This window comes from Micromonospora sp. NPDC047187, from assembly GCF_040643355.1.
GTDB lineage: Bacteria > Actinomycetota > Actinomycetes > Mycobacteriales > Micromonosporaceae > Micromonospora > Micromonospora salmantinae.
Window position 1 is genome coordinate 214,263 of the sequence record NZ_JBEYUF010000004.1, and the last position, 19,514, is coordinate 233,776.

At 69.9% G+C, this 19,514-nt stretch carries 16 protein-coding genes; 9 read left to right on the top strand and 7 right to left on the bottom strand.

Features of this window, described 5'->3' with window-relative positions; translation table 11 throughout:
- Positions 1 to 93 precede the first annotated feature (93 nt).
- Positions 94 to 2,196 carry a S8 family serine peptidase gene (locus tag ABZ794_RS10210; RefSeq protein ID WP_357515114.1) on the top strand — a complete coding sequence of 701 codons (2,103 nt, stop codon included), beginning with the start codon at positions 94 to 96 and terminating at the stop codon, positions 2,194 to 2,196.
- 127 nt (positions 2,197 to 2,323) lie between these two features.
- Here the strand turns inward: ABZ794_RS10210 and ABZ794_RS10215 are convergent, their stop codons facing one another.
- The gene (locus ABZ794_RS10215; protein ID WP_357515116.1) at positions 2,324 to 3,847 is read right to left on the bottom strand and encodes an SPFH domain-containing protein; all 1,524 of its coding nucleotides are present in this window, start codon (positions 3,845 to 3,847) and stop codon (positions 2,324 to 2,326) included.
- A gap of 28 nt (positions 3,848 to 3,875) precedes the next feature.
- On the bottom strand, positions 3,876 to 4,415 hold the full coding sequence (locus tag ABZ794_RS10220; RefSeq protein WP_210782070.1) for a hypothetical protein: 540 nt from the start codon (positions 4,413 to 4,415) through the stop codon (positions 3,876 to 3,878).
- 72 nt (positions 4,416 to 4,487) lie between these two features.
- On the opposite strand from ABZ794_RS10220, the gene ABZ794_RS10225 reads away from it, so the two are divergent.
- Positions 4,488 to 4,973: a methylated-DNA--[protein]-cysteine S-methyltransferase gene (locus tag ABZ794_RS10225; RefSeq protein WP_210782068.1), complete on the top strand. Its 486-nt coding sequence runs from the start codon at positions 4,488 to 4,490 to the stop codon at positions 4,971 to 4,973.
- A gap of 108 nt (positions 4,974 to 5,081) precedes the next feature.
- On the opposite strand, the gene ABZ794_RS10230 is transcribed toward ABZ794_RS10225, so the two are convergent.
- Positions 5,082 to 6,161, bottom strand: coding sequence for an inositol-3-phosphate synthase (locus tag ABZ794_RS10230; protein WP_124819940.1), 1,080 nt, complete (start codon positions 6,159 to 6,161; stop codon positions 5,082 to 5,084).
- A gap of 23 nt (positions 6,162 to 6,184) precedes the next feature.
- On the bottom strand, positions 6,185 to 6,823 hold the full coding sequence (locus tag ABZ794_RS10235; protein ID WP_030331823.1) for a PadR family transcriptional regulator: 639 nt from the start codon (positions 6,821 to 6,823) through the stop codon (positions 6,185 to 6,187).
- 175 nt (positions 6,824 to 6,998) lie between these two features.
- Between ABZ794_RS10235 and ABZ794_RS10240 the strand changes: the two genes are divergently transcribed.
- The 3 genes from ABZ794_RS10240 (at position 6,999) to ABZ794_RS10250 (ending at position 12,151) form a co-directional block, all read left to right on the top strand.
- Complete coding sequence (locus ABZ794_RS10240; RefSeq protein WP_091396619.1) at positions 6,999 to 7,448, top strand: DUF5318 domain-containing protein; 450 nt, start codon at positions 6,999 to 7,001, stop codon at positions 7,446 to 7,448.
- A gap of 194 nt (positions 7,449 to 7,642) precedes the next feature.
- Positions 7,643 to 10,516 (top strand): transglycosylase domain-containing protein, encoded by a 2,874-nt coding sequence (locus ABZ794_RS10245; RefSeq protein WP_357515119.1) that lies wholly within the window; start codon positions 7,643 to 7,645, stop codon positions 10,514 to 10,516.
- Positions 10,517 to 10,642: 126 nt separating this feature from the next.
- Positions 10,643 to 12,151: a glycosyltransferase 87 family protein gene (locus tag ABZ794_RS10250; RefSeq protein WP_210782064.1), complete on the top strand. Its 1,509-nt coding sequence runs from the start codon at positions 10,643 to 10,645 to the stop codon at positions 12,149 to 12,151.
- 118 nt (positions 12,152 to 12,269) lie between these two features.
- Here ABZ794_RS10250 and ABZ794_RS10255 read toward each other — a convergent pair whose 3' ends face one another.
- Together ABZ794_RS10255 and ABZ794_RS10260 are read right to left on the bottom strand one after the other, a co-directional pair.
- The gene (locus ABZ794_RS10255) at positions 12,270 to 14,408 is read right to left on the bottom strand and encodes a hypothetical protein (protein ID WP_357515122.1); all 2,139 of its coding nucleotides are present in this window, start codon (positions 14,406 to 14,408) and stop codon (positions 12,270 to 12,272) included.
- Positions 14,405 to 15,196 carry a deoxyribonuclease IV gene (locus tag ABZ794_RS10260; RefSeq protein WP_357515124.1) on the bottom strand — a complete coding sequence of 264 codons (792 nt, stop codon included), beginning with the start codon at positions 15,194 to 15,196 and terminating at the stop codon, positions 14,405 to 14,407. The genes ABZ794_RS10255 and ABZ794_RS10260 overlap by 4 nt, the downstream gene beginning before the upstream one ends.
- Positions 15,197 to 15,826: 630 nt before the next feature.
- Between ABZ794_RS10260 and rpsF the strand changes: the two genes are divergently transcribed.
- The 4 genes from rpsF to rplI all read left to right on the top strand — a co-directional run bounded on the left by rpsF (position 15,827) and on the right by rplI (position 17,482).
- Positions 15,827 to 16,117, top strand: coding sequence for a 30S ribosomal protein S6 (rpsF, locus tag ABZ794_RS10265; RefSeq protein ID WP_036391391.1), 291 nt, complete (start codon positions 15,827 to 15,829; stop codon positions 16,115 to 16,117).
- Between the two features lie 80 nt (positions 16,118 to 16,197).
- Positions 16,198 to 16,740: a single-stranded DNA-binding protein gene (locus ABZ794_RS10270; RefSeq protein ID WP_238687929.1), complete on the top strand. Its 543-nt coding sequence runs from the start codon at positions 16,198 to 16,200 to the stop codon at positions 16,738 to 16,740.
- Positions 16,740 to 17,021 carry a 30S ribosomal protein S18 gene (gene rpsR / locus ABZ794_RS10275; RefSeq protein ID WP_051723758.1) on the top strand — a complete coding sequence of 94 codons (282 nt, stop codon included), beginning with the start codon at positions 16,740 to 16,742 and terminating at the stop codon, positions 17,019 to 17,021. The genes ABZ794_RS10270 and rpsR overlap by 1 nt, the downstream gene beginning before the upstream one ends.
- A gap of 14 nt (positions 17,022 to 17,035) precedes the next feature.
- On the top strand, positions 17,036 to 17,482 hold the full coding sequence (gene rplI, locus ABZ794_RS10280; protein ID WP_030487689.1) for a 50S ribosomal protein L9: 447 nt from the start codon (positions 17,036 to 17,038) through the stop codon (positions 17,480 to 17,482).
- Positions 17,483 to 17,679: 197 nt separating this feature from the next.
- Here the strand turns inward: rplI and ABZ794_RS10285 are convergent, their stop codons facing one another.
- On the bottom strand, positions 17,680 to 19,233 hold the full coding sequence (locus ABZ794_RS10285) for a hypothetical protein (protein WP_357515125.1): 1,554 nt from the start codon (positions 19,231 to 19,233) through the stop codon (positions 17,680 to 17,682).
- Between the last annotated feature and the right edge of the window lie 281 nt (positions 19,234 to 19,514).

The following is a 19,514-nucleotide window of genomic DNA, read 5'->3' on the forward strand; positions in this document are numbered from 1 at the left end:
GTCGGCTACCGGTGCATCGACACCGCCGCCGACCCCACCGCCCGTCCGGCCCTCCGGATTGGACGGGCGACGACCAAACGGGGAGATCACCTAGTGAAACGCCGTGGCGTGATACGCCGCTCGGCGGTGGCGAGCCTTGCTCTCGCTTCCGCAACCATCATCGTCAGCGCCGCGACCGGTGGGGCCGCCATGGCCGAACCGTCCGCTCCGCTGGCACCGAAGCCCGCAAGCAAGTTGACGGCCCCCCAGCAGGACGGCCGGTTGGCCAAGGCCAAGCCCGCCGAGGTCGTACCGGATCGCTACATCGTGGTCCTCAAGGACAAGAAGACCACCCCGGCCAAAATCAAGGCCGCCGCTTCGGCTCTGGCCAAGGAGAACGGCGGCAGTGTCCGTCGGCTGTACAGCAGCGCCGTCAACGGCTACTCCGCCGCCATGACCGCGAAGCAGGCCGGCCGGCTGGCCGCCGACCCGGATGTCGCATCCGTGCAGCCGGTGATCCGCTTCCAGAAGAGCGGAACGCAGAGCGCGCCCCCCTCCTGGGGCCTGGACCGGATCGATCAGGTTTCGCCCAAGCTGAACGGCAGCTACACCTACCCCAACACCGGTGCCGGGGTGAAGGCGTACATCGTGGACACCGGCATCGACATCAGCCACAGCGACTTCGGTGGCCGTGCCTCGAACGGCTACGACGCGGTCGACCAGGACAATGTGGCGCAGGACTGCAACGGTCACGGCACGCACGTGGCGGGCACCGTCGGCGGCACGAAGTACGGCGTGGCCAAGAACGCCAACCTGGTCGCCGTCCGGGTCCTCGACTGCGAGGGTTTTGGCACCACCGAGCAGGTCCTGTCCGGGATCGACTGGGTGACCGCCAACGCGCAGAAGCCTGCCGTGGTCAACATGAGCCTCGGCGGGCCGGAGGACTCGGCGATCTCCACAGCGGTCAGCAACTCCATCGCCACCGGTCTCACCTACGCGGTGGCCGCCGGCAACGAAGCGGACGATGCCTGCGCGTACAGCCCGGCCGGGGTGTCGGCGGCGATCACCGTCGGAGCCACCGACAGGATCGACCGTCGGGCCTCGACCGAATACTTCGATTCGAACTACGGCCCGTGTGTCGACGTCTGGGCGCCGGGCGTGGACATCGTCTCGGCGGCAAGCGGAACCACCGACGGGTCGGTGGCCTTCAGCGGGACCTCGATGGCGGCGCCGCACGTGGCCGGAGCCGCTGCGCTGCTGCTTCAGTCGAACCCGACGTGGTCCCCGGCGCAGGTGCGCAACACGATCGTGACCCGAGGGCTCGCTGGCGCAGTGCTGAACCCGCAGGGCGGGGTGGACCGTCTGCTCAACGTCGCGTCGGCCCTCTCTCCCGCGCGTACCTCGCACGGCCTGCTGGCACGTTCCAACGGCTATTTCGTCTCGGCTGACGGTGCGGGCAGCAAGCCTCTGGCCGCCGTCGGCCCGGTGCTGGGCGGCTGGGAGAAGCTCGACATCGTCGACGCCGGCAACGGCTTGGTCGCACTGCGGGCGAACGTCAACGGCAAGTACGTCAGCGCCAACGGTGCCGGCAGCAAGCCACTGATCGCCGCAGCCGCGTCGGTGAGCACCTGGGAGAGGTTCCAGTTGGTTCACCACATTGACGGCACGGTGAGCCTGCGGGCCACTGTCAACAACAAGTACGTCAGTGCGCCCAGCAACGGTGGCCCGCTGATTGCCAGCGCGACGAACGCCAGCACCTGGGAGAAGTTCGACCTCGAGACGAACCTGATCGTCAGCTTCAAATCGGCCGCCAGCGGCAAGTACGTCTCCGCTGACGGTGCCGGGAGCAAGCCGTTGATCCCGTTGGTCGCGTCGGTCAGCACCTGGGAGAAGTTCGAGCTGTTCGATCTGGACTACTACGGCTACTTCGGCCTGCGTTCGTTGGCCAACGGCAAGTGGGTCTCGGCGACCGGTGCCGGATCGAAGCCGATGCTCGCCTCAGCCCCGAGGATCGATGCCTGGGAGGCCTTCACCTTCTGGCACCGGGGTGTCGGGACCACGGACGGGTCGGGCTGGATCTACGCGAACGTCGACGGGCAGGCGGTCAGCGCCGGCAGCGCCGGCACCAGCCAGCTGATCCCGAACAAGGACTTCGACTTCTGGAGTCCGGACTTCGGCCTCTCGGCGGGCGAGCGGTTCGTCATGAACCTCGCCTGAACCAGCCACGGAATTACCACCGGCGCCCGCCGGCACCCCTCCCTCGGGAGGTGGTGCCGGCGGGCGCCGGCCGTTCGTGGGTCATCCGGGGCAGGCCAGAGCCTGACGGTCGGCGGGCCCCTCGGGCTCAGCGCGAGACGGTCCTGCCGTCCACCGTGTCGACCCCGGTGGCCGGCGCGGTGGCGTCGGCCCGTCCGGCACCGAGCCGCGCCAGCAGGCCGGGCAGGTCGATCCCGGTGAGGTCGCTGCCGAGCTGGAGGCCCTGGGCCACGTTGCCGGCCACCGACTTGGTGAGCGACGACGCGCCGTCGGTGGAGATGACGGTCATCTTGTCGATCGCCCCGATCGGCGCACTGGCCGCCTCGACGACCTGCGGCAGCACCTTGACCAGCAGGTCCAGCACGGCTGCCTCTCCGTACGCGGCGAACGCCTCGGCCTTGCGCGCCATCGCGTCGGCCTCGGCCTCACCCTTGGCGAGGATGGCCGCGGCCTCGGCCTGGCCTTCCCGCTCCACGGCCTCGGCGATGGCGGAGCGTCGCCGCTGCTCGGCCTCACCCTCCTTGGCGCCCTCGATGGCGTTGGCCTCGGCGAGCGCGGCCCGCCGGGCCCGCTCACCCTCACCGGTGAGGCGGGCCTGCTCGGCGGAAGCCTGCGCGGCGGCGATGACGGACTGACGCTGCGCGTCGGCGTGCAGCACCGCCGCTGCTCGGGACGCCTCGGCCTCCTGCTCCACCTTGTACCGGGCCGCGTCGGCCGGCTTGCGAACCTCGGTGTCGAGTTGGCGCTGCTTGAGTTCGGCGTTGCGCTCGGCCACCTTCTGCTGTTCGGAGAGGATCGCCTGGTCCCGCTCGGCCTGGGCGAGCGGTCCGGCCGCCGCGGACTTCGCCTTCGCGGCGTCGATCTCGGCCTGGATGCCGGCCTGCTTGAGGGCCAGGTTGCGGTTCGCCTCGGCGATGGCCTCCTCGGCGAGCAGCCGCTCCTGCTCGGCCTGCTGCCGGGCCCGGGCCTCGGCGATCGCCGCGTCCTTGAGTACCCGGGCGGCCTCGGGTCGGCCCAGGTCCTGAAGGTAGGAGCCTTCGGCGAGGATGTCCTGGAGCTGGAAGGTGTCCAACACCAGACCCTGGTTGGTCATCGAGTGCTCGGCCTCCTCGGCGACCGCGCTGGCGAACGCCGCCCGGTCCCGGATGACCTCCTCGACGGTGAGCCGGCCGACGATCGAGCGCAGCGCGCCGGCCAGCACCTCCCGCGTGAAGTTGTCGATCTCGTCCTGCTGGTGCAGGAACCGTTGTGCGGCGGCCCGGATCGCGTCCTCGGTGCCGCCGACCTTGACGATCGCCACGCCGTGCAGGTCGGCGCGGATGCCCTGCTTGCTGACGGCGCCCCGGATGCCGACGTCGATCCGCCGGCTGGACAGGTCGAGCGACTGGAGCTTCTGCACCACCGGCAGCACGAAGACCGAGGCGCCCAGCACGACCTTCTGCCCGGAGTTGTCGGTGGACCGCCCGCCGTCGGCGGTCTGGGTGGTGCGGCCCTTGCGACCGGTGACGATGAACGCCTCGTTCGGGCCGGCCACCTTGATCCGGGAGAGCACGAAGAGCACCAGGATGAGCGCGAGGAGGACCGCGCCACCGATGGCGATGAGTAGGGCCATGTGAGGAGTCCCGTCTATGAGGGGGAGGTCAGTAGGTCTCTACGTGCACGCTGGTTTCGCTGAGCGCCTGCACGACGAAGACCTGGGCGCCGATCGGGATCGGCTGGTCCGCTCGGGCGCTGAGCTTGACCGGTTGGCCGGCGAGGCGAATGCGGACCTCGCCGTACCCGTTGGCCGGCACCGGGGTGACGACCAGGCCGAGCGCGCCGACCAGGTCGTCGCGGGTGGGGGTGGGGTCGGTGCGCATGTTCCGCGCCGCCCGACTCAGCCGGGACGCCAACCAGCCGGTGGGCACGGCCGCGAGCACGCCGCCGGCCACCGCCCCGACGACCATGCCAGGTGTACGCGCACCGAGCAGCTCGTTGACGATGGCCGCGCCGAACCCGAACGCCCCGGCGAAGCCGGCGACCGTCTCGACCGAGATCGGCCCGTCAACGTCGGCGTGCCCGAACTGGAGCAACTCGGTGCCGAGCAGCGCGAGCGCGAGCACACCGACGCCCGCCCCGCCGATGATCAGAAAGATGAGCGTCCCCGTTGCCACGACCTTGACGGTATCGACGCCGCGCAACGCCGAACGGTCCGGCAGAACGCTGGTAGCCGGCCGGCGAACGAGTCCGCAACAGAGAGGGAGAATGGGTGGATGCGCTGGACCGTGCTCGACTCGCCCATCGGTGAGTTCTCCGTGGCCACCGACGGCACGAGCGTCTGCGGCGCGCATTTCGGCCGGCTCGAGGCGGCCACCAACGAGCCCGACGACGCGCTGTCCAGGCAGGCCGTCGACGAGTTGCGGGCGTACTTCGCCGGTGAGCTGACCACGTTCACCGTTTCGGTGTCGGTCCCGCGTGGCTCCGACTTCGAGCGCGCCGTGTGGCGGGAGATGACCCGGATCCCGTACGGGGAGACGCTGACGTATGGCGAGGTGGCGCGGCTGGTCGGCGATCCCGGAGCGGCACGGGCGGTGGGCGTGGCCTGCAACCGCAACCCGGTCCCGGTGATCGTGCCGTGTCACCGGATCGTCGGCGCGGGCGGCAAGCTGGTCGGCTTCGGTGGGGGCCTGCCCCGCAAGGTCAAGCTGCTGGAGTTGGAGGCCGGGGTCGCGCTGCGACACGCCTGGTCCCGAGACTGACGAGTTGACGTTGCGGCTGTCGCCGTACCTGGAGATGTCGAGCTGAACGCGGCGAAGGGCCGGGTCCGCACGGACCCGGCCCTTCCGCGTGCTTGATGATTCAGCGCATCAGCGCGTGACCTCACCGGCGATGAACTCCTCGACGGCCTGGTGGGCGTCGTGGTCGGCGTACTGCACCGGCGGGGACTTCATGAAGTACGACGAGGCCGACAGGATCGGGCCGCCGATCTTCCGGTCCAGGGCGATCTTCGCGGCCCGGACCGCGTCGATGATGACGCCGGCCGAGTTCGGCGAGTCCCACACCTCGAGCTTGAGCTCGGCGTTGAGGGGGGTGTCACCGAACGAACGGCCCTCGAGGCGGATGTACGCCCACTTGCGGTCGTCCAGCCACGGCACGTGGTCCGACGGGCCGATGTGCACGTCGCTCTTGCTCATCTCGTGCGGGATCTGCGAGGTGACCGACTGGGTCTTCGAGATCTTCTTCGAGACCAGCCGCTTGCGCTCCAGCATGTTCATGAAGTCCATGTTGCCGCCGAAGTTGAGCTGGTACGTGCGCAGCAGCTCGACGCCGCGGTCCTCGAAGAGCTTCGCGAGGGCGCGGTGCACGATGGTGGCACCGACCTGGCTCTTGATGTCGTCGCCGACGATCGGCAGGCCCGCGTCCTCGAACTTCTTGGCCCACTCGGGGTCGGAGGCGATGAAGACCGGCAGGGCGTTGACGAACGCGCAGCCGGCGTCGATCGCGGCCTGGGCGTAGAACTTGGCGGCCTGCTCGGAGCCGACCGGCAGGTAGCAGACGACGACGTCGACCTGCGCGTCGCGCAGCGCCTGCGTCACGTCGACCGGAGTGGCGTCCGACTCCTCGACGATCTCGCGGTAGTACTGGCCCAGACCGTCGAAGGTCGGACCGCGCTGCACGCTGACGCCGGTCGGCGGCACGTCGCAGAGCTTGATGGTGTTGTTCTCGCTGGCGACGATCGCCTCCGCGAGGTCCATGCCCACCTTCTTGGCGTCCACGTCGAATGCCGCGACGAACTCCACGGCGTTGACGTGGTAGTCGCCGAAGGCGACGTGCATGAGACCCGGGACGCGGTCGTTCGGGTTGGCGTTCCGGTAGTACTCGACGCCCTGAACCAGGGACGAGGCGCAGTTACCCACACCGACGATGGCGACGCGGACGGAGCCCATAGCGTCTGCCTCCTTCTTTTCTGTCACGGCCGCTCATTCCTGGTCTCTCCAGGCGGAGGCGGGCTGTTGTCTTCTCGTCGGCCGCCGGCTGTCCCGATGTTCGGGACCGTCGGGGCTCGGCCGGAGCGCTCGTTGGCGATGAGCTCCTCCAGCCAGCGGACCTCGCGCTCACAGGCATCAAGGCCGTGGCGCTGCAGTTCCAGCGTGTAAGCGTCGAGGCGCTCGGCCGCCCGGCCAAGCACGTCACGAAGCCCTTCGCGACGTTCCTCGATCTTGCGGCGGCGACCCTCCAGAATGCGTAGTCGGGTCGCCTGGTCGGTCCGGGCGAAGAACGCGAAGTGCACCCCGAAGCCCGTGTCGTCGTACGTCTCGGGCCCGGCCTGTGCGATCAGCTGGGCGAAGCGTTCCTTGCCTTCCGCGGTGATTTTGTAGACCACCCGACCTCGTCGGCTGGTCAGCGCGGGAACCTCCTCGGCAGTGGCGGGTGTCTCAGCAGCCTCGGTGATCCATCCCGCCGCCTGCAGCCTGCGTAGCGTGGGATAGAGCGAGCCGTAGCTGATCGCCGCCCGGATCGCGCCGAGTTTGGCGGTCAGTTCCTTGCGCAGCTCATAGCCGTGCATCGGAGACTCCTGCAGGAGGCCGAGGATGGCGAACTCAAGCACTGGCCACCCTCTCTTTACCCTCCGGCGTGAAGTGGTAACCGCCGCGATGTATCGGACCGATACATCGCACGTTAGCGGGTCGTGCGGGCCAGGGCAAACCCCCGTTCCGAGACCCTGTCGTCACGGATTGTGAGCGTGGTCGCCTGGTCGGGCCGGACCGCGTACCCTTCTCCGCATGCGTACGCAGCGCCAGGTCGTCGACTACTCGCTTCAGAAGCGAGCAGTGCTGCGTGAGCTCCTGGCCGGACGAGTCGGCACGTACGACGTCTGCGACGCGTCGCCGTACCTGAAGAACGCCGCTCGGTTCCACGGCGAGCCGACCGACCGGCGCTGCCCGATCTGCCGCAGCGAAAACCTGACCCTGGTCCACTACATTTACGGTGACGAACTCAAGCAGTCCGCCGGCCAGGCTCGGACACTGACCGAGTTGCCCGTGCTGGCGATGACGCTGCGTGAGTTCCAGGTCTTCGTGGTGGAGGTGTGCCTCGGTTGCGACTGGAACCATCTGGTCGAGCAGTACCTGCTCGGCCGGGACGGTCTGACCGGCGACAGCGACGGCATCAGCGAGCAGGACGCGGCGGGCGCCGGAGGCGCCGGGCGGCGGAGGCGAGAGGCGCAACGGTGATCTCAGCTGGTTGGACCGGCCCCGGGGCCGACGAATCCCGGGACGGCCGACCGCTTGTTGGCCCGATTGGCCCGATTGATACGGCAATGACCCCGGTCGGCCGGCACCCCCATGCCGGCGCCCCGGGTGAAGCAACTCACGGCAACCCGGTGGCGGCGCAGTCGCGCCCCACCGCGACCGGCAGGGTGTGAGGAATGAACTCGTACGGCGATCCCAGTTCTGCGCGCGGACGGACCCAGTACTCGGGTCCAGACGGTGACCCCGGACCGGGCGCGGACGACGCGTACCGCCGACCCGGCGGTGACTCCGGCGGGGGCGGCTGGTCAGCCTCGGAGGGCGGCGCGGCGACCCCGGGCCGGGCCTCGGTGACGCCGCGGGCCGCCGGTGGTCGCGCCACGGTCGGCGGGTCCGCCTCGGTGCCGCCGCGTGGCGGCGCGGCCGCCGGGTCCGCCTCGGTGGGTTCGGCAGCGACCGGCCGGGCCGGTCGAGCCTCGGTGCCGGTGTCACCGGCACCTGGTGTGGCCGCTGGCCGCGCTGGCGCCGGTCGGGCCTCGGTGCCCGTCTCCCCGGCGCCGGGCGCTCCGGCGGGTCGGGCCACTGTCGGCGCTGCCGCCGTCGGTGCGGCCTCGGTCGGCACTGCCTCGGCGGGTCGGGCCAGCGTCGGTTCCGCAGCGGTCGGTGGTCGTGCGGCGGTCGCCCGGGCGAGCGTCTCACCGGTCTCCGGTGGACCGGGCGGTCCCGGTGGGCCGGGCGGTCCGGGCGGTCCCGGTCGGGGCGGCCGTGGTCCGGGTGACTCGGGCGCGGCCCGGGCCAAGAAGCGCAAGCGGATGAACCTGCTGATCGCCGGGTTCGCCGTCTTCATCATGCTCGCCGGCATCGGCGTGGTCGGGTTCACCTACTACTCGACAAACGTGGTCATGCCGAACGAGATGCCGCTGCCGCTGTCCACCACCGTGTACGCCAAGGACGGCAAGACGCAGCTCGCCAAGCTGGGCAGCGAGAACCGCACCTTCGTGACCATCCAGCAGATCCCGCAGCACGTGCAGGACGCGGTCGCCGCGGCGGAGGACCGGAATTTCTACCGGCACTCCGGCGTCGACTACAAGGGCATCGTCCGGGCCGCATGGAACAACGTCTCCAACGGCGACAAGCAGGGCGCCTCGACGATCACCCAGCAGTACGCCCGCAACGCGTTCGAGAACCTCAAGGACGACACGTACGGCCGGAAGGTGAAGGAGGCGATCCTCGCCTCCAAGCTGAACGACAAGTACGACAAGCCGACGATCATGCAGCACTACCTGAACGTCATCTACTTCGGTCGCGGCGCGTACGGCATCGAGGCGGCGGCACAGACCTACTTCGGCAAGCCGGCAAGCAAGCTCACTCCCGGCGAGGGAGCAGTGCTGGCCGCAGTGATCAAGCAACCGGTGGCGAGCGAAACCCACAAGGGGTTCGACCCGGCGGTCAACCCGACCGATGCCAGGTCGCGGTGGGACTACGTGATCGGCGGCATGAAGAAGGAGGGCTGGCTGGACTCCCCCAACCACCCCCCGGCGCCCACCGAGTACCCGAAGGCGCTGCCGCCGAAGAAGGATGGCGTGGGCTTCGGTGTCGACAGCCCGCGCGGCAACGTCATCAACTACGTCCGCCAAGAGATGGACGAGATGGGTCTCTGCTCCGACAGCGGTGCGGAGGGCAAGACCAGTTGCGTCGACGCGCTGCGGGATGGCGGCTACCGGATCACCACCACCATCGACCCGAAGCTCCAGGCCGCCGCGGAGAACACCGCGATGCAGTCGAAGAAGGGCTCCGAGCTCAACGACCAGCCGAAGAACCTGATGGCGGCGGTGGTCTCGATCGACCCGAAGAAAGGCCGCGTGCTCGCCTACTACGGCGGTGACAGCGGTGCCGACTTCGACTACGCCGGCAAGAACATCGACAAGAACGGCGACCTGACCGGTGGGCACCAGCCGGGCTCGTCGATGAAGGTGTACACCCTGGCCGCCGCGATCGAGGCCGGCATCTCCGTCAAGTCGCACTGGGACCCCACGCCGTACAAGCCCGAGGGCTCCAGGGACACGATCGGTAACGCCAACCGCACCAACCTCAAGTGCGGCAAGTACTGCACGCTCGAAGAGTCGACGGTCCAGTCGTACAACGTTCCCTTCTATTGGGTCGCCGACACGATCGGCGCCGACAAGGTCGTCGACATGGCCAGGAAGGCCGGCGTGACCACCATGTGGGGCGTCGACCCGCCGCAGGCCTTCGACCTGTCGAAGAAGGGGCCGAAACCGTTCGACAACTACACCGGTTTCGGCAAGTACCCGATCACCGTGTTCGATCACGCCAACGCCATGGCCACGTTCGCCAACGACGGCAAGTACATCAAGGCGCACTTCGTCGTCAAGGTGGAGCAGCAGGACAAGGACACCGGCAAGTGGAAGGTCGTTGGCAGCGAGCGCATCAAGCCGGAGCAGCGGATCCCCAAGAAGATCACCGACGAGGTCACCGGCGTCCTGAAGCAGATCCCCCGCCCCAACAACATCTCCCTGGAGAACGGCCGCCAGGCCGCCGCCAAGACCGGCACCTGGGAGTACGACAACAAGGACAACTCCCACGCCTGGACGGTCGGCTACACCCCGCAGAACGCCACAGCGGTCTGGGTGGGCAGCCGGGATCCGAGGAAGCCGCAGATCAAGCTCGCCAGCGGTAAGGACATCGGCGGTTCGACGCTCCCTGGCCCGATCTGGGAGAAGTACATGAACGCCGCCCTCAAGGGCCAGGAGGAGATCCCCCTGCCCAGCGTCACCGGCGAGGGTGACGTCACGAAGGGCAACGGCAAGGAGCCACCGCCACCGCCGACCAACCCCGGGGGTCAGCCCGGCCAGGGCACCCCCTGTAACCCGCTGATCGACATCTTCTGCAACCCCGGGGGTAACAACCCTGGCGGTAACCCTGGGGGCACTCCCGGCGGTAACCCAGGAGGTAACCCAGGCGGTAATCCCGGCGGCGGAGGAACCGGTGGCGGCGGAGGGCTGTTGCCCGGCCTGCCACCCAACCGGGACTGACCCGCACCAGCACCCGACGCCGCCGCCGGCCGGACGACCTGTCCCGGCCGGGGGCGGCGTTTTCGTACCCGGAACTCCGCGCCGGGACGGGACGGGCACCCCTGTCGTACGGCAGGATGCCTCTCCATGAGCACCCAGTCGACGCCCGGCATCGACGACGCCGGAACCACCGATCACCCGTCCCGCTCCGACGGGTTCGTCCGCGGCATCTCCAGCGTCATCGGCGGGCCGCTGGGCGACCACGCGACAGCGCTGAACCGGCCGGCCGGTCAGGAGCGTCGCTTCTGGACCGCAGTGCGGATCGTGCTGGCGTTGGCGTGCCTCACGCTCGCGTTGCACTGGGTGCAGAAATCGCCCTGCCAGGACGGCGCCTGGCAGAACAACGTCCAGTACACCCGGTTCTGCTACACCGACGTCCTCGCCCTCTACTACGCCGAAGGGCTCAACGAGGGCAAGGTGCCCTACCGCGACCACCCGGTCGAGTACCCGGTGCTGACCGGCTACTTCATGGGGGCGTTGGGCCTGCCGGTGCACGCCATCGGTGACGGCGACCCGAGCATCAACCAGGGCCAGTGGTTCTACAACCTCAACGCGCTGGTGCTGGGCGCGCTCGCGGTGGCCACGGTGGCGGTGATCCTGGCGTTGCGCCGCCGACGACCCTGGGACGCGGCGATGTTCGCACTCGCCCCGGCGTTGGTGCTCACCGCAACCGTCAACTGGGACCTGCTCGCCATCGGGCTGGCCGCCTTCGGCCTGCTGGCCTGGGCTCGAAAACGACCGGCGGTGGCCGGAGTGCTGCTCGGGTTGGCCGGCGCGGCGAAGCTCTGGCCGCTCTTCCTGCTCGGGCCGATCCTCATCCTGGCGCTACGGGCCGACCGGCTTCGTGCCGCGCTCACCGCCATCGGGACGGCTGTCGCGGCAGTGGTGCTGGTCAACCTGCCGGCCGCCCGCGCGTACCCGGAGAACTGGGACCGGTTCTTCGAATTGAACACCACTCGACCGATCGACTGGGGCACGCTCTGGTACATCGGGCGCTACCTGGACGGCAAGGTCGGCAACGACCCCGCCAACCTCGGCCCGTTCGAGTGGCTCAACGCCAACATCCCGACCCTCAACACCGTCTCGTACGCGCTGTTCGGGCTGGCCTGCCTCGGCGTCGCCGTGCTGGCGCTGCGGGCGCCGCGCCGACCGCGGCTGGGTCAGCTCGCCTTCCTGGTGGTCGCGGCGTTCCTCATCTTCAGCAAGGTCTGGTCGCAGCAGTTCGTGCTCTGGCTGCTCCCGCTGGTGGTGCTGGCCCGGCCGAAGTGGGGCGCGTTCCTGGCCTGGCAGATCGCCGAGGTCTGCTACTTCGTGGCCTTCTACGGGGAACTGCTCGGCGCGGCAACCAGCCGTCCGGTCTTCCCGGAGGGGGTGTTCGTGCTGGCCTCGACGCTGCGACTGGCCACTGTGGTGGTGCTCTGCGTCTTCGTCGTCAAGGAGATCCTGCACCCCGAGCAGGACGCGGTGCGGGCCACCTACCCGGACGACCCGGACGGCGGCGTTCTCGACGGCGCCCCGGACGCCCCCTGGATAGACCGCTGGCGCCGCACCACGACGACCAGCGAACAAGCACCCGTACCGGTGCCCACGACCTGACCCTAAGGCCGACCGCGGCCGGCACCACGTCAGGGTTTTCGGGGGAGCCGCCCGGCGCAGGGATCAAGCCTGACCGCCCGGAGCCGGGTGGGCTCCCCCGAAAACCCGCCCTAAAGCTTCACAGGCGATAGACGACAGCGTCGCCGACCTCCTGCCGGCTGATGCCGAGCGACTCGACCGGCGCGTCGATGTTGATCTCCCACGGTGTGCCGGCCACCTGGCCGCGCAGCAGCACCACGGTGCGGACGCCGAGCGTACGCAGGTAGTCGACGCTCGTCTGGTCCGGGAACGACTGGCTCACCCGACGGACGTCGTCGAGCTGGCGCGGCGTGAAGCCGCTACCGCCGTTGACCACGTCCGGGAACCCGCTGGTCGACCAGAGCATCACGTGCTGGTCCAGGCTCTGATTGCTGGGCAGCACCAGCAGCGGACCCTCCGCCGACCGCATCGCCGCCGGTTGGGTCGGCACCACCGGGTGTGGGGTGGTGTTCAGGCCCTCGACGGTGACCAGCAGCAACGGCAGCAGGGTGGCCATCCGCAGCCACGGCCCCGGCCACGACGGAATCCGCTGCGCGGTCAACTCGCGGACCCGGTCGGTGAGGGCGGTGACCGCGCCCGCCGCGAGCAGGCCGAGCAACAACGTGGTCCAGAGCATCAACCGCCCGGGGGTACGCAGGCCGCTCCAGCCCGGCAGGTGCTCGAAGAAGGGCACGTAGGTGAAGGTGCCGTCGAAGAAACGGGTGCCCATGGCGAAGGCCATCGTCACCAGCACCCCGGCGAGCAGCAGCAGTCGGTGCCGCAGCCGCCACGCCGAGAAGAACAACCCGCCCGCGGCGAGCGCGTAGAGCACGAAGCCCGGCAGCAGGGTCATCTCCGGGTGCCACGGCAGCGCTGCCCGGGCACCCTCGTGCAGCCCACCCCAGATCCGCGACTCCCCGGGCGCCGTCACGAAGCCCGACGCCGGCGGCGAGAAGAGGCTGATGTCACCGATGGTGCGCTCGGCGTACGGGTGCAGCTCGGTCACCTTGAAGAACGGGAACGCCATCAGCAGACCGACACCGGCGAACAACAGCCCGCCGAGCACGTCGGCGGCGAACAACCGGCGACCGAACGGAACGGCCTGCCCGGTGCGCAGCCGCCGCGCGAAGAACAGGACGGCAGCGACCAGCACCGCGCCGGCCAGGAAGTACGCGAAGGGCAGCCCGATGCCGAAGCCGAGGCTGAGTTGCCAGGCCGCCACCAGCCAACCGGCGTAGACCCACCCGTCATGCCGGCGCTCCGGCCGGTAGCCGTGTCGGAGGGACCACCCGTGCCCGCGCGCCAACATCGCCAACGCCAGCGGAATGCCACCGTTGGAGAGCACATGCAGGTGCCCGGCCTGGGCCAGCAGCCACGGCGCGTAGGTGTAGCTCACGCCCGCGACGGCCGCACCGATCCGGCCGGCCCCGAGCTGTCGGGCCAGCGCGTACGCCCCGAGCGTGGCGAGCGCGTGCGCCAGCACGAACATGATGTTGTAGCGCAGCACGGCGTCCTCGGGACCGCTGCCGAGCATCCCGGCCGGGGCGTACCCGAGCAGCGTGTCGGAGAACGCGAAGCTCCACAGCTCGGGGAAGAACGTGTTGGACTGCCACAGCCGCGCCGGCTCGGCCAGCAGGATGTGCCCGGACCAGGCCATCTGCCAGGCTTGCAGGCTCGGATCCCAGTAGTCCTGCGGAAGGGTGTAGCGCGGATAGCGCAGCGTCGGCCAGGTCATCAACACGGCCAGTGCCAACGCGCCGAGGGCGGCCAGGGTCCACTCGTGGATCAGGAACCGCCCGACCGCCCGGCCCGCCCGACTGAAGATGGAGGGCCGTGGCTCCGGCGCGGAGGCGAACGCCTCCCAACGCTCCGGGTCGTCCGGCTTCGCCTCGCTGCCGGCCTTGTCCGTGCCGTCGGCGCCGTCCACCTTCGCGCCCTTGGCCGCGTCGTCGTCCTTGGCTGCCCCGCTGTCCTTGGTCGCGTCCTTGGTCGCACCGCTGTCCTTGGTCGCGCCACCCACCGTGCCGCTGTGCTTGGCCGTGCCGCTGTCCTTGGATGCGTCGGTGCCCTTGGCGGTGCTGTCGCTGGCCGCGGTGCCGCCCTCGGCGGCATCCTGCTTGGCCGCGGCGTTCTGCTGGGTGGGGGTGCCGGCCGCGGCTGTGGTGGCGGGTTGACTCTCGGCGGTCGCGCCGGTGGGGGTGGGCCGGGCGTTGCCGGTCCCGGGCTGTCCGCTCGTCATGCCGCCAGGCTCTCCGCTCGGAGCTGCTCACGCAGGAAGTCGATGTCGGCCGCCTGACCGGTCACACCGCCCGGTGTCTCGACGACCACCGGCGCGCCGGCCGCCCGGATCACCGCCACCACCAGCTCCGGGTCGATCGTCCCGCCGCCCAGGTTGTCGTGTCGGTCCTGGCCGGAGTTGAACGCGCCCTTGGAGTTGTTGGCGTGCACCAGGTCGATCCGCCCGGTGATCGCCTTGACCCGGTCGACCAGGCCGAGCAGCTCCTCGCCGCCCGCGTACGCGTGGCAGGTGTCCAGGCAGAAGCCGACCTCGTAGTCACCGATGGCGTCCCAGAGTCGGGCGAGCGCGTCCAGCCGTCGGGCGCAGGAGTTGTCGCCGCCGGCGGTGTTCTCGATCAGGACCGGTACGCCGAAGCCGCCGGAGTCCGCCGCGTACGCGAAGGTCTTGCGCCAGTTGTCGAAGCCGACGGCCAGGTCGTCGCCGGCGTTGACGTGCCCACCGTGAACGATCAGGCCCTTGGCGCCGATGGCGGCGGCCGCGTTGGCGTGCCCGAGCAGCAGCTTGCGGCTCGGGATCCGGATGCGGTTGTTGAGCGTGGCCACGTTGATGACGTACGGCGCGTGCACGTAGAGGTCGACCTCGGCGGCGCGCAGCCGCTCGGCATCTTCGCGAGGCTTGGGCGCCTTCCAACCCTGTGGGTCGGCGAGGAAGAACTGCACGGTCTCGGCGGACCGGGCGGCCGCCTCCGCCAGCGGGTCGGTCGAGTCGACGTGGGCTCCGATACGCATGCGAGCGAGCCTACGTCGCGCCCCCGACCGGCGCGGCGACGGCCGGCGCGGTGTCGCGTCACCTCAGGGACCGACGATCGTTGATGGGTTTGAACCGGCGATCAGCATCCCGGTGCCGCCAGCGGCGCGAGCGTTGCGCACACGGCGACCGGCGGTCGACGGCGGACAGCGAGGTCACCCCCGCGGCGCGGCCCGGCGCAGCGGGGGCGACCCCACCGCACAACGGGTACCGAGCGACGACGAATCTCGGAAATTGTGCTTTTCCCCCCGACAAGGTACGAGTGCTGTTGTATCGTCAGATAACAACACGATAAAGCTCCGCGGGGCGTCTTCGGTCCAACCTCATCGGTGTGGTCGTTCCTCCCCAGGTCCCACCCAAGGAATGCGGACCGGACGCCCCGCGGCCTCGTAGACGAGGGCCCACCACCGACCGATTGACGGTTGGACGGTGGGCCCTCGTCGGCTCGTCCGGGTCCGGAGCCGACCACCCCGGGCATGATCGTTGGGACCGGGTATCCTGGTCAGGTTGTCCGCGTCCGGCCGGGTTCCCTCGGCGCGTGCGGGCAGCGACACAAGACCTCCTGCCACGGAAGGACCGTGGCCGCTTAGCCCACAGGAGGTGAGCACGTCTTGCGTCACTACGAACTAATGGTCATCCTCGACTCCAGCCTCGAGGAGCGCACCGTCGCACCGTCGCTCGACACGTACCTGAACGTGATTCGGACCGCGGGTGGCTCGGTTGAGAAGACCGACGTGTGGGGCCGTCGGCGCCTCGCGTACGAGATCAACAAAAAGGCCGAAGGTATCTACGCCGTCATCGACCTGCAGGCCACGCCTGCTGCGGTGGCCGAGCTGGACCGTCAGCTCCGGCTCAACGAGTCCGTGCTGCGCACCAAGGTCATCCGACCGGAAATGCGCTAGAGCATCCAACCCCGGTTCGTCCGGATCAGCCTCCGCGACTCTGTCGTACGGCTCTGCGAGCCTGTACGACGAGACGCTGAGTGCGCGAGGAGATGGTCATGGCAGGAGACACCACCATCACGGTCATCGGCAATCTGACCGATGACCCCGAGTTGCGGTTCACCCCCTCCGGGGCTGCGGTCGCCAAGTTCCGAGTCGCTTCGACGCCCCGTTTCATGGACAAGGCGTCGAACGAATGGAAGGACGGCGAGCCGCTGTTCCTCGCATGCACCGTGTGGCGGCAGGCCGCCGAGCACGTCGCCGAGTCGCTGCAGCGTGGCGCTCGGGTGATCGTGTCGGGCCGGCTGCGTCAGCGGTCGTACGAGACCCGCGAGGGTGAGAAGCGCACTGTCATCGAGCTTGAGGTCGACGAGATCGGCCCGTCGCTGCGCTACGCCACGGCGAAGGTGCAGAAGATGTCCCGCTCCGGCGGTGGCGGCGGCGGCTTCGGTGGCGGCGGTGGCGGTGGCGGTGGCAACCAGGGTGGCGGCGGAGGCAACTTCGACGACCCCTGGGCTTCGGCTGCTCCTTCTCCCGCGCGTGCCGGTTCGGGCGCCAATTTTGACGAGGAGCCACCGTTCTAATGGCGCCTAGCGCTCGCGATCGCAAACCAGGAGCACGTGCAACGGCCAAGGCTGCGGCACTGCGCAAGCCCAAGAAGAAGGTGAACCCGCTCGACAAGGACGGGATCGCCTACATCGATTACAAGGACACCGCGCTGCTGCGCAAGTTCATCTCCGATCGCGGCAAGATCCGCGCTCGTCGGGTGACCGGCGTGACCTCGCAGCAGCAGCGGCAGATCGCCCGTGCGGTCAAGAACGCCCGTGAGATGGCGCTCCTGCCATACACGGCCACCACCCGCTGAGAGGAGGCACCGATATGAAGATCATCCTGACTCAGGAAGTGTCCGGCCTCGGTGCCCCGGGCGACATCGTCGAGGTCAAGAACGGCTACGGCCGTAACTACCTGCTGCCGCAGGGCTTCGCGATCGTCTGGACCAAGGGCGCGGAAAAGCAGGTCACGGTCATCAAGCGGGCCCGTGGGGCCCGCGAGATCCGCGACCTCGACCACGCCAACGAGGTCAAGGCTCAGCTCGAGGGTCTCAAGGTCAACCTGAAGGTCCGCGCCGGCGACGGTGGACGGCTCTTCGGCTCGGTCACCCCGGCCGAGATCGTCGACGCCGTCAAGGCCGCCAGCGGCCCGGTCCTCGATCGTCGCCGGCTGGAGGTGCCCGGTCACATCAAGTCGATCGGCGCCTACCCGGTGAAGATCAAGCTGCACCCTGAGGTGACCGCGTCGTTCAACCTGAACGTCGTTCAGGGCTGACGTCCGCAACACCACCACGAGGGCCCGCACCGAGCGATCGGTGCGGGCCCTCGTGCGTACGTCGTCCGACCCGACAATGCCCCCGGCCAAGATGGTCGCCGCCGGCATGCCCCGCCGCCCAGCGGGCCCCGACCTGCCTTCCCGCCCAGCCGCCCCGACCCGACGCCCGTCCGAGCCGGCCCCGGCCCGCCGACGGGTCACCCGATGGGCTGGCCCGTCACCGCGCTGATCAGCACCGTGGAGAGGCCGCCGCCCACCACCGCGGCGGCAACCGCGATGGTCGCCGAGCGCCACGTCGTACCCACCCGCCGCAGCAGCGCCGCCACCACCAAGCTGCTCACCAGCGCCAGACCGAAGCGCGGCGAACCGGCCAGCAGTGACTCCAGTGCCCGGGACCGGGCGGACTCACACCCGCCCCCGCTGATGTCGGTCACACAACCAGCCGGCGCCTGGCTGTCCAACGTCAACAGCCAAACGAAGATCAGCATCGCCGGCACCAGGTAACAGGCCGCCGTGTACAGCAGAGGCCGGACGGACCCACCCGGATCCGGGTCCAGCAGGTCGTCCTCCAGACGCCGCGCCCAGGCGCCAGTGGCCGCCGACTCGACCCGCCGACGCACCGACGCCGTTCCCACCGCCGGCCGGTCCGCCCGACGCCGGGGCGTACCCGGACGCGCCGCACCCGTACGTTGCGCGGGCGCGCTGCGCGGCCGTGGGGCGGTGTATCCCACCACTGGAGACCGGGGCGCCGACGTCGTCGGATCCATCCAACGCGGGTCGTCATCGGCCAACCTGGTGCCGGACCAGAACCCGTCTTCCCGGCTCGGCCACCCCTCGGCCGCCACCGAGCGATCGGAGCGCGGCGCCAGCGTACGGTCCCACTGTTCGTCCTCGATCGCGGACCGCTCCCACTGGCCGGTGCGGTCCGACCGTTCCCAGCCACCGACGCTCTCCACCGCCGACCACTGCCCGCTCAGGTCCCCGCCGTCCGCGCCGGCCACCGGCGGCCACGCGTGCACGCCCGAGGCGTCCCACGGGTCCACCGCAGGCGGGTACGACGGTTCGGGCTCCGCCGCCCGGTCCGATCCACGGGCCCACGGGTCGGCCGCCGGACGGGACCAGGACTCCTCCGCCGCACGGCGGCTACGCCGGCTCGGACGGCTCGGCTCCTGGTCCGGCACCTGCTCGCTCGGGGTGGACTCCGGCTCACCGCCCGACCAGATCACCTGTGGACGGCCGGCGGGCGCGCGGCGGGGACGCCGGTCCGAGACGGTGCCAGAGACCGGCTCGTCCTCCCCGGCGTCGGCCCGTCGGCGGCCGGCGTACCCCTGGTCCTGCGGCCGGTCGAGCGTCCACTCCCGGGTGTGGTCCGAGTCTGGCGCCGGGCCGATCGCTGCCTGCTCCCGTCGACGCGGCTCGCTGCCCCGCCGCCGACCACTCGACGACTCGGCGGACCGTCGGCCTGCCCCGGAGATCGGCCGCTCGGGCTCGTCCTCATCGTCGTCCGGTGCCGCGTGGCGACCACCGCCGTCCGCGTGCCGGACCCCTGACTCCAGCGCCCACCGGGGCAGGTAGGCGTCGACAGGCTCGTCCTGGCCGCGGTCCAACGCGCGCCGCCGGCTGGAGGTGCGGTAGCGCCCGTCCTCGTCGTACGGATCAACCGGAACAGACGCCGCGCGCTCACCCCACGAGGCGGTTGGCTGGCGCTCGCGCGGGCTGCCATCGCCGCGTCCCCAGTCCCGGTAATTCACGGCCGGAGTGTGACCCTTCTGAACCGAAAGCGGAATCCGCTGTCCAGGTGTAGCCGTTCGCTGGAGATAGTACGGGACGATCGTGTCACAGGCCCGACCGAAATATTCTCCTCCACAGGCTGGGGAGCATGTTCTCCCAGGTCAAAGACTTATGGCCGAGAATTCCCCAATGGTTATCCACAGGCTGTGCACACGCTGCGCACATGCTGTCCACCGGGATCCACAGGTTGTCCCGAGGCTCGTCCACCGGCGTTGTTGAGTCTCTGACCTCGGGGTCCGTA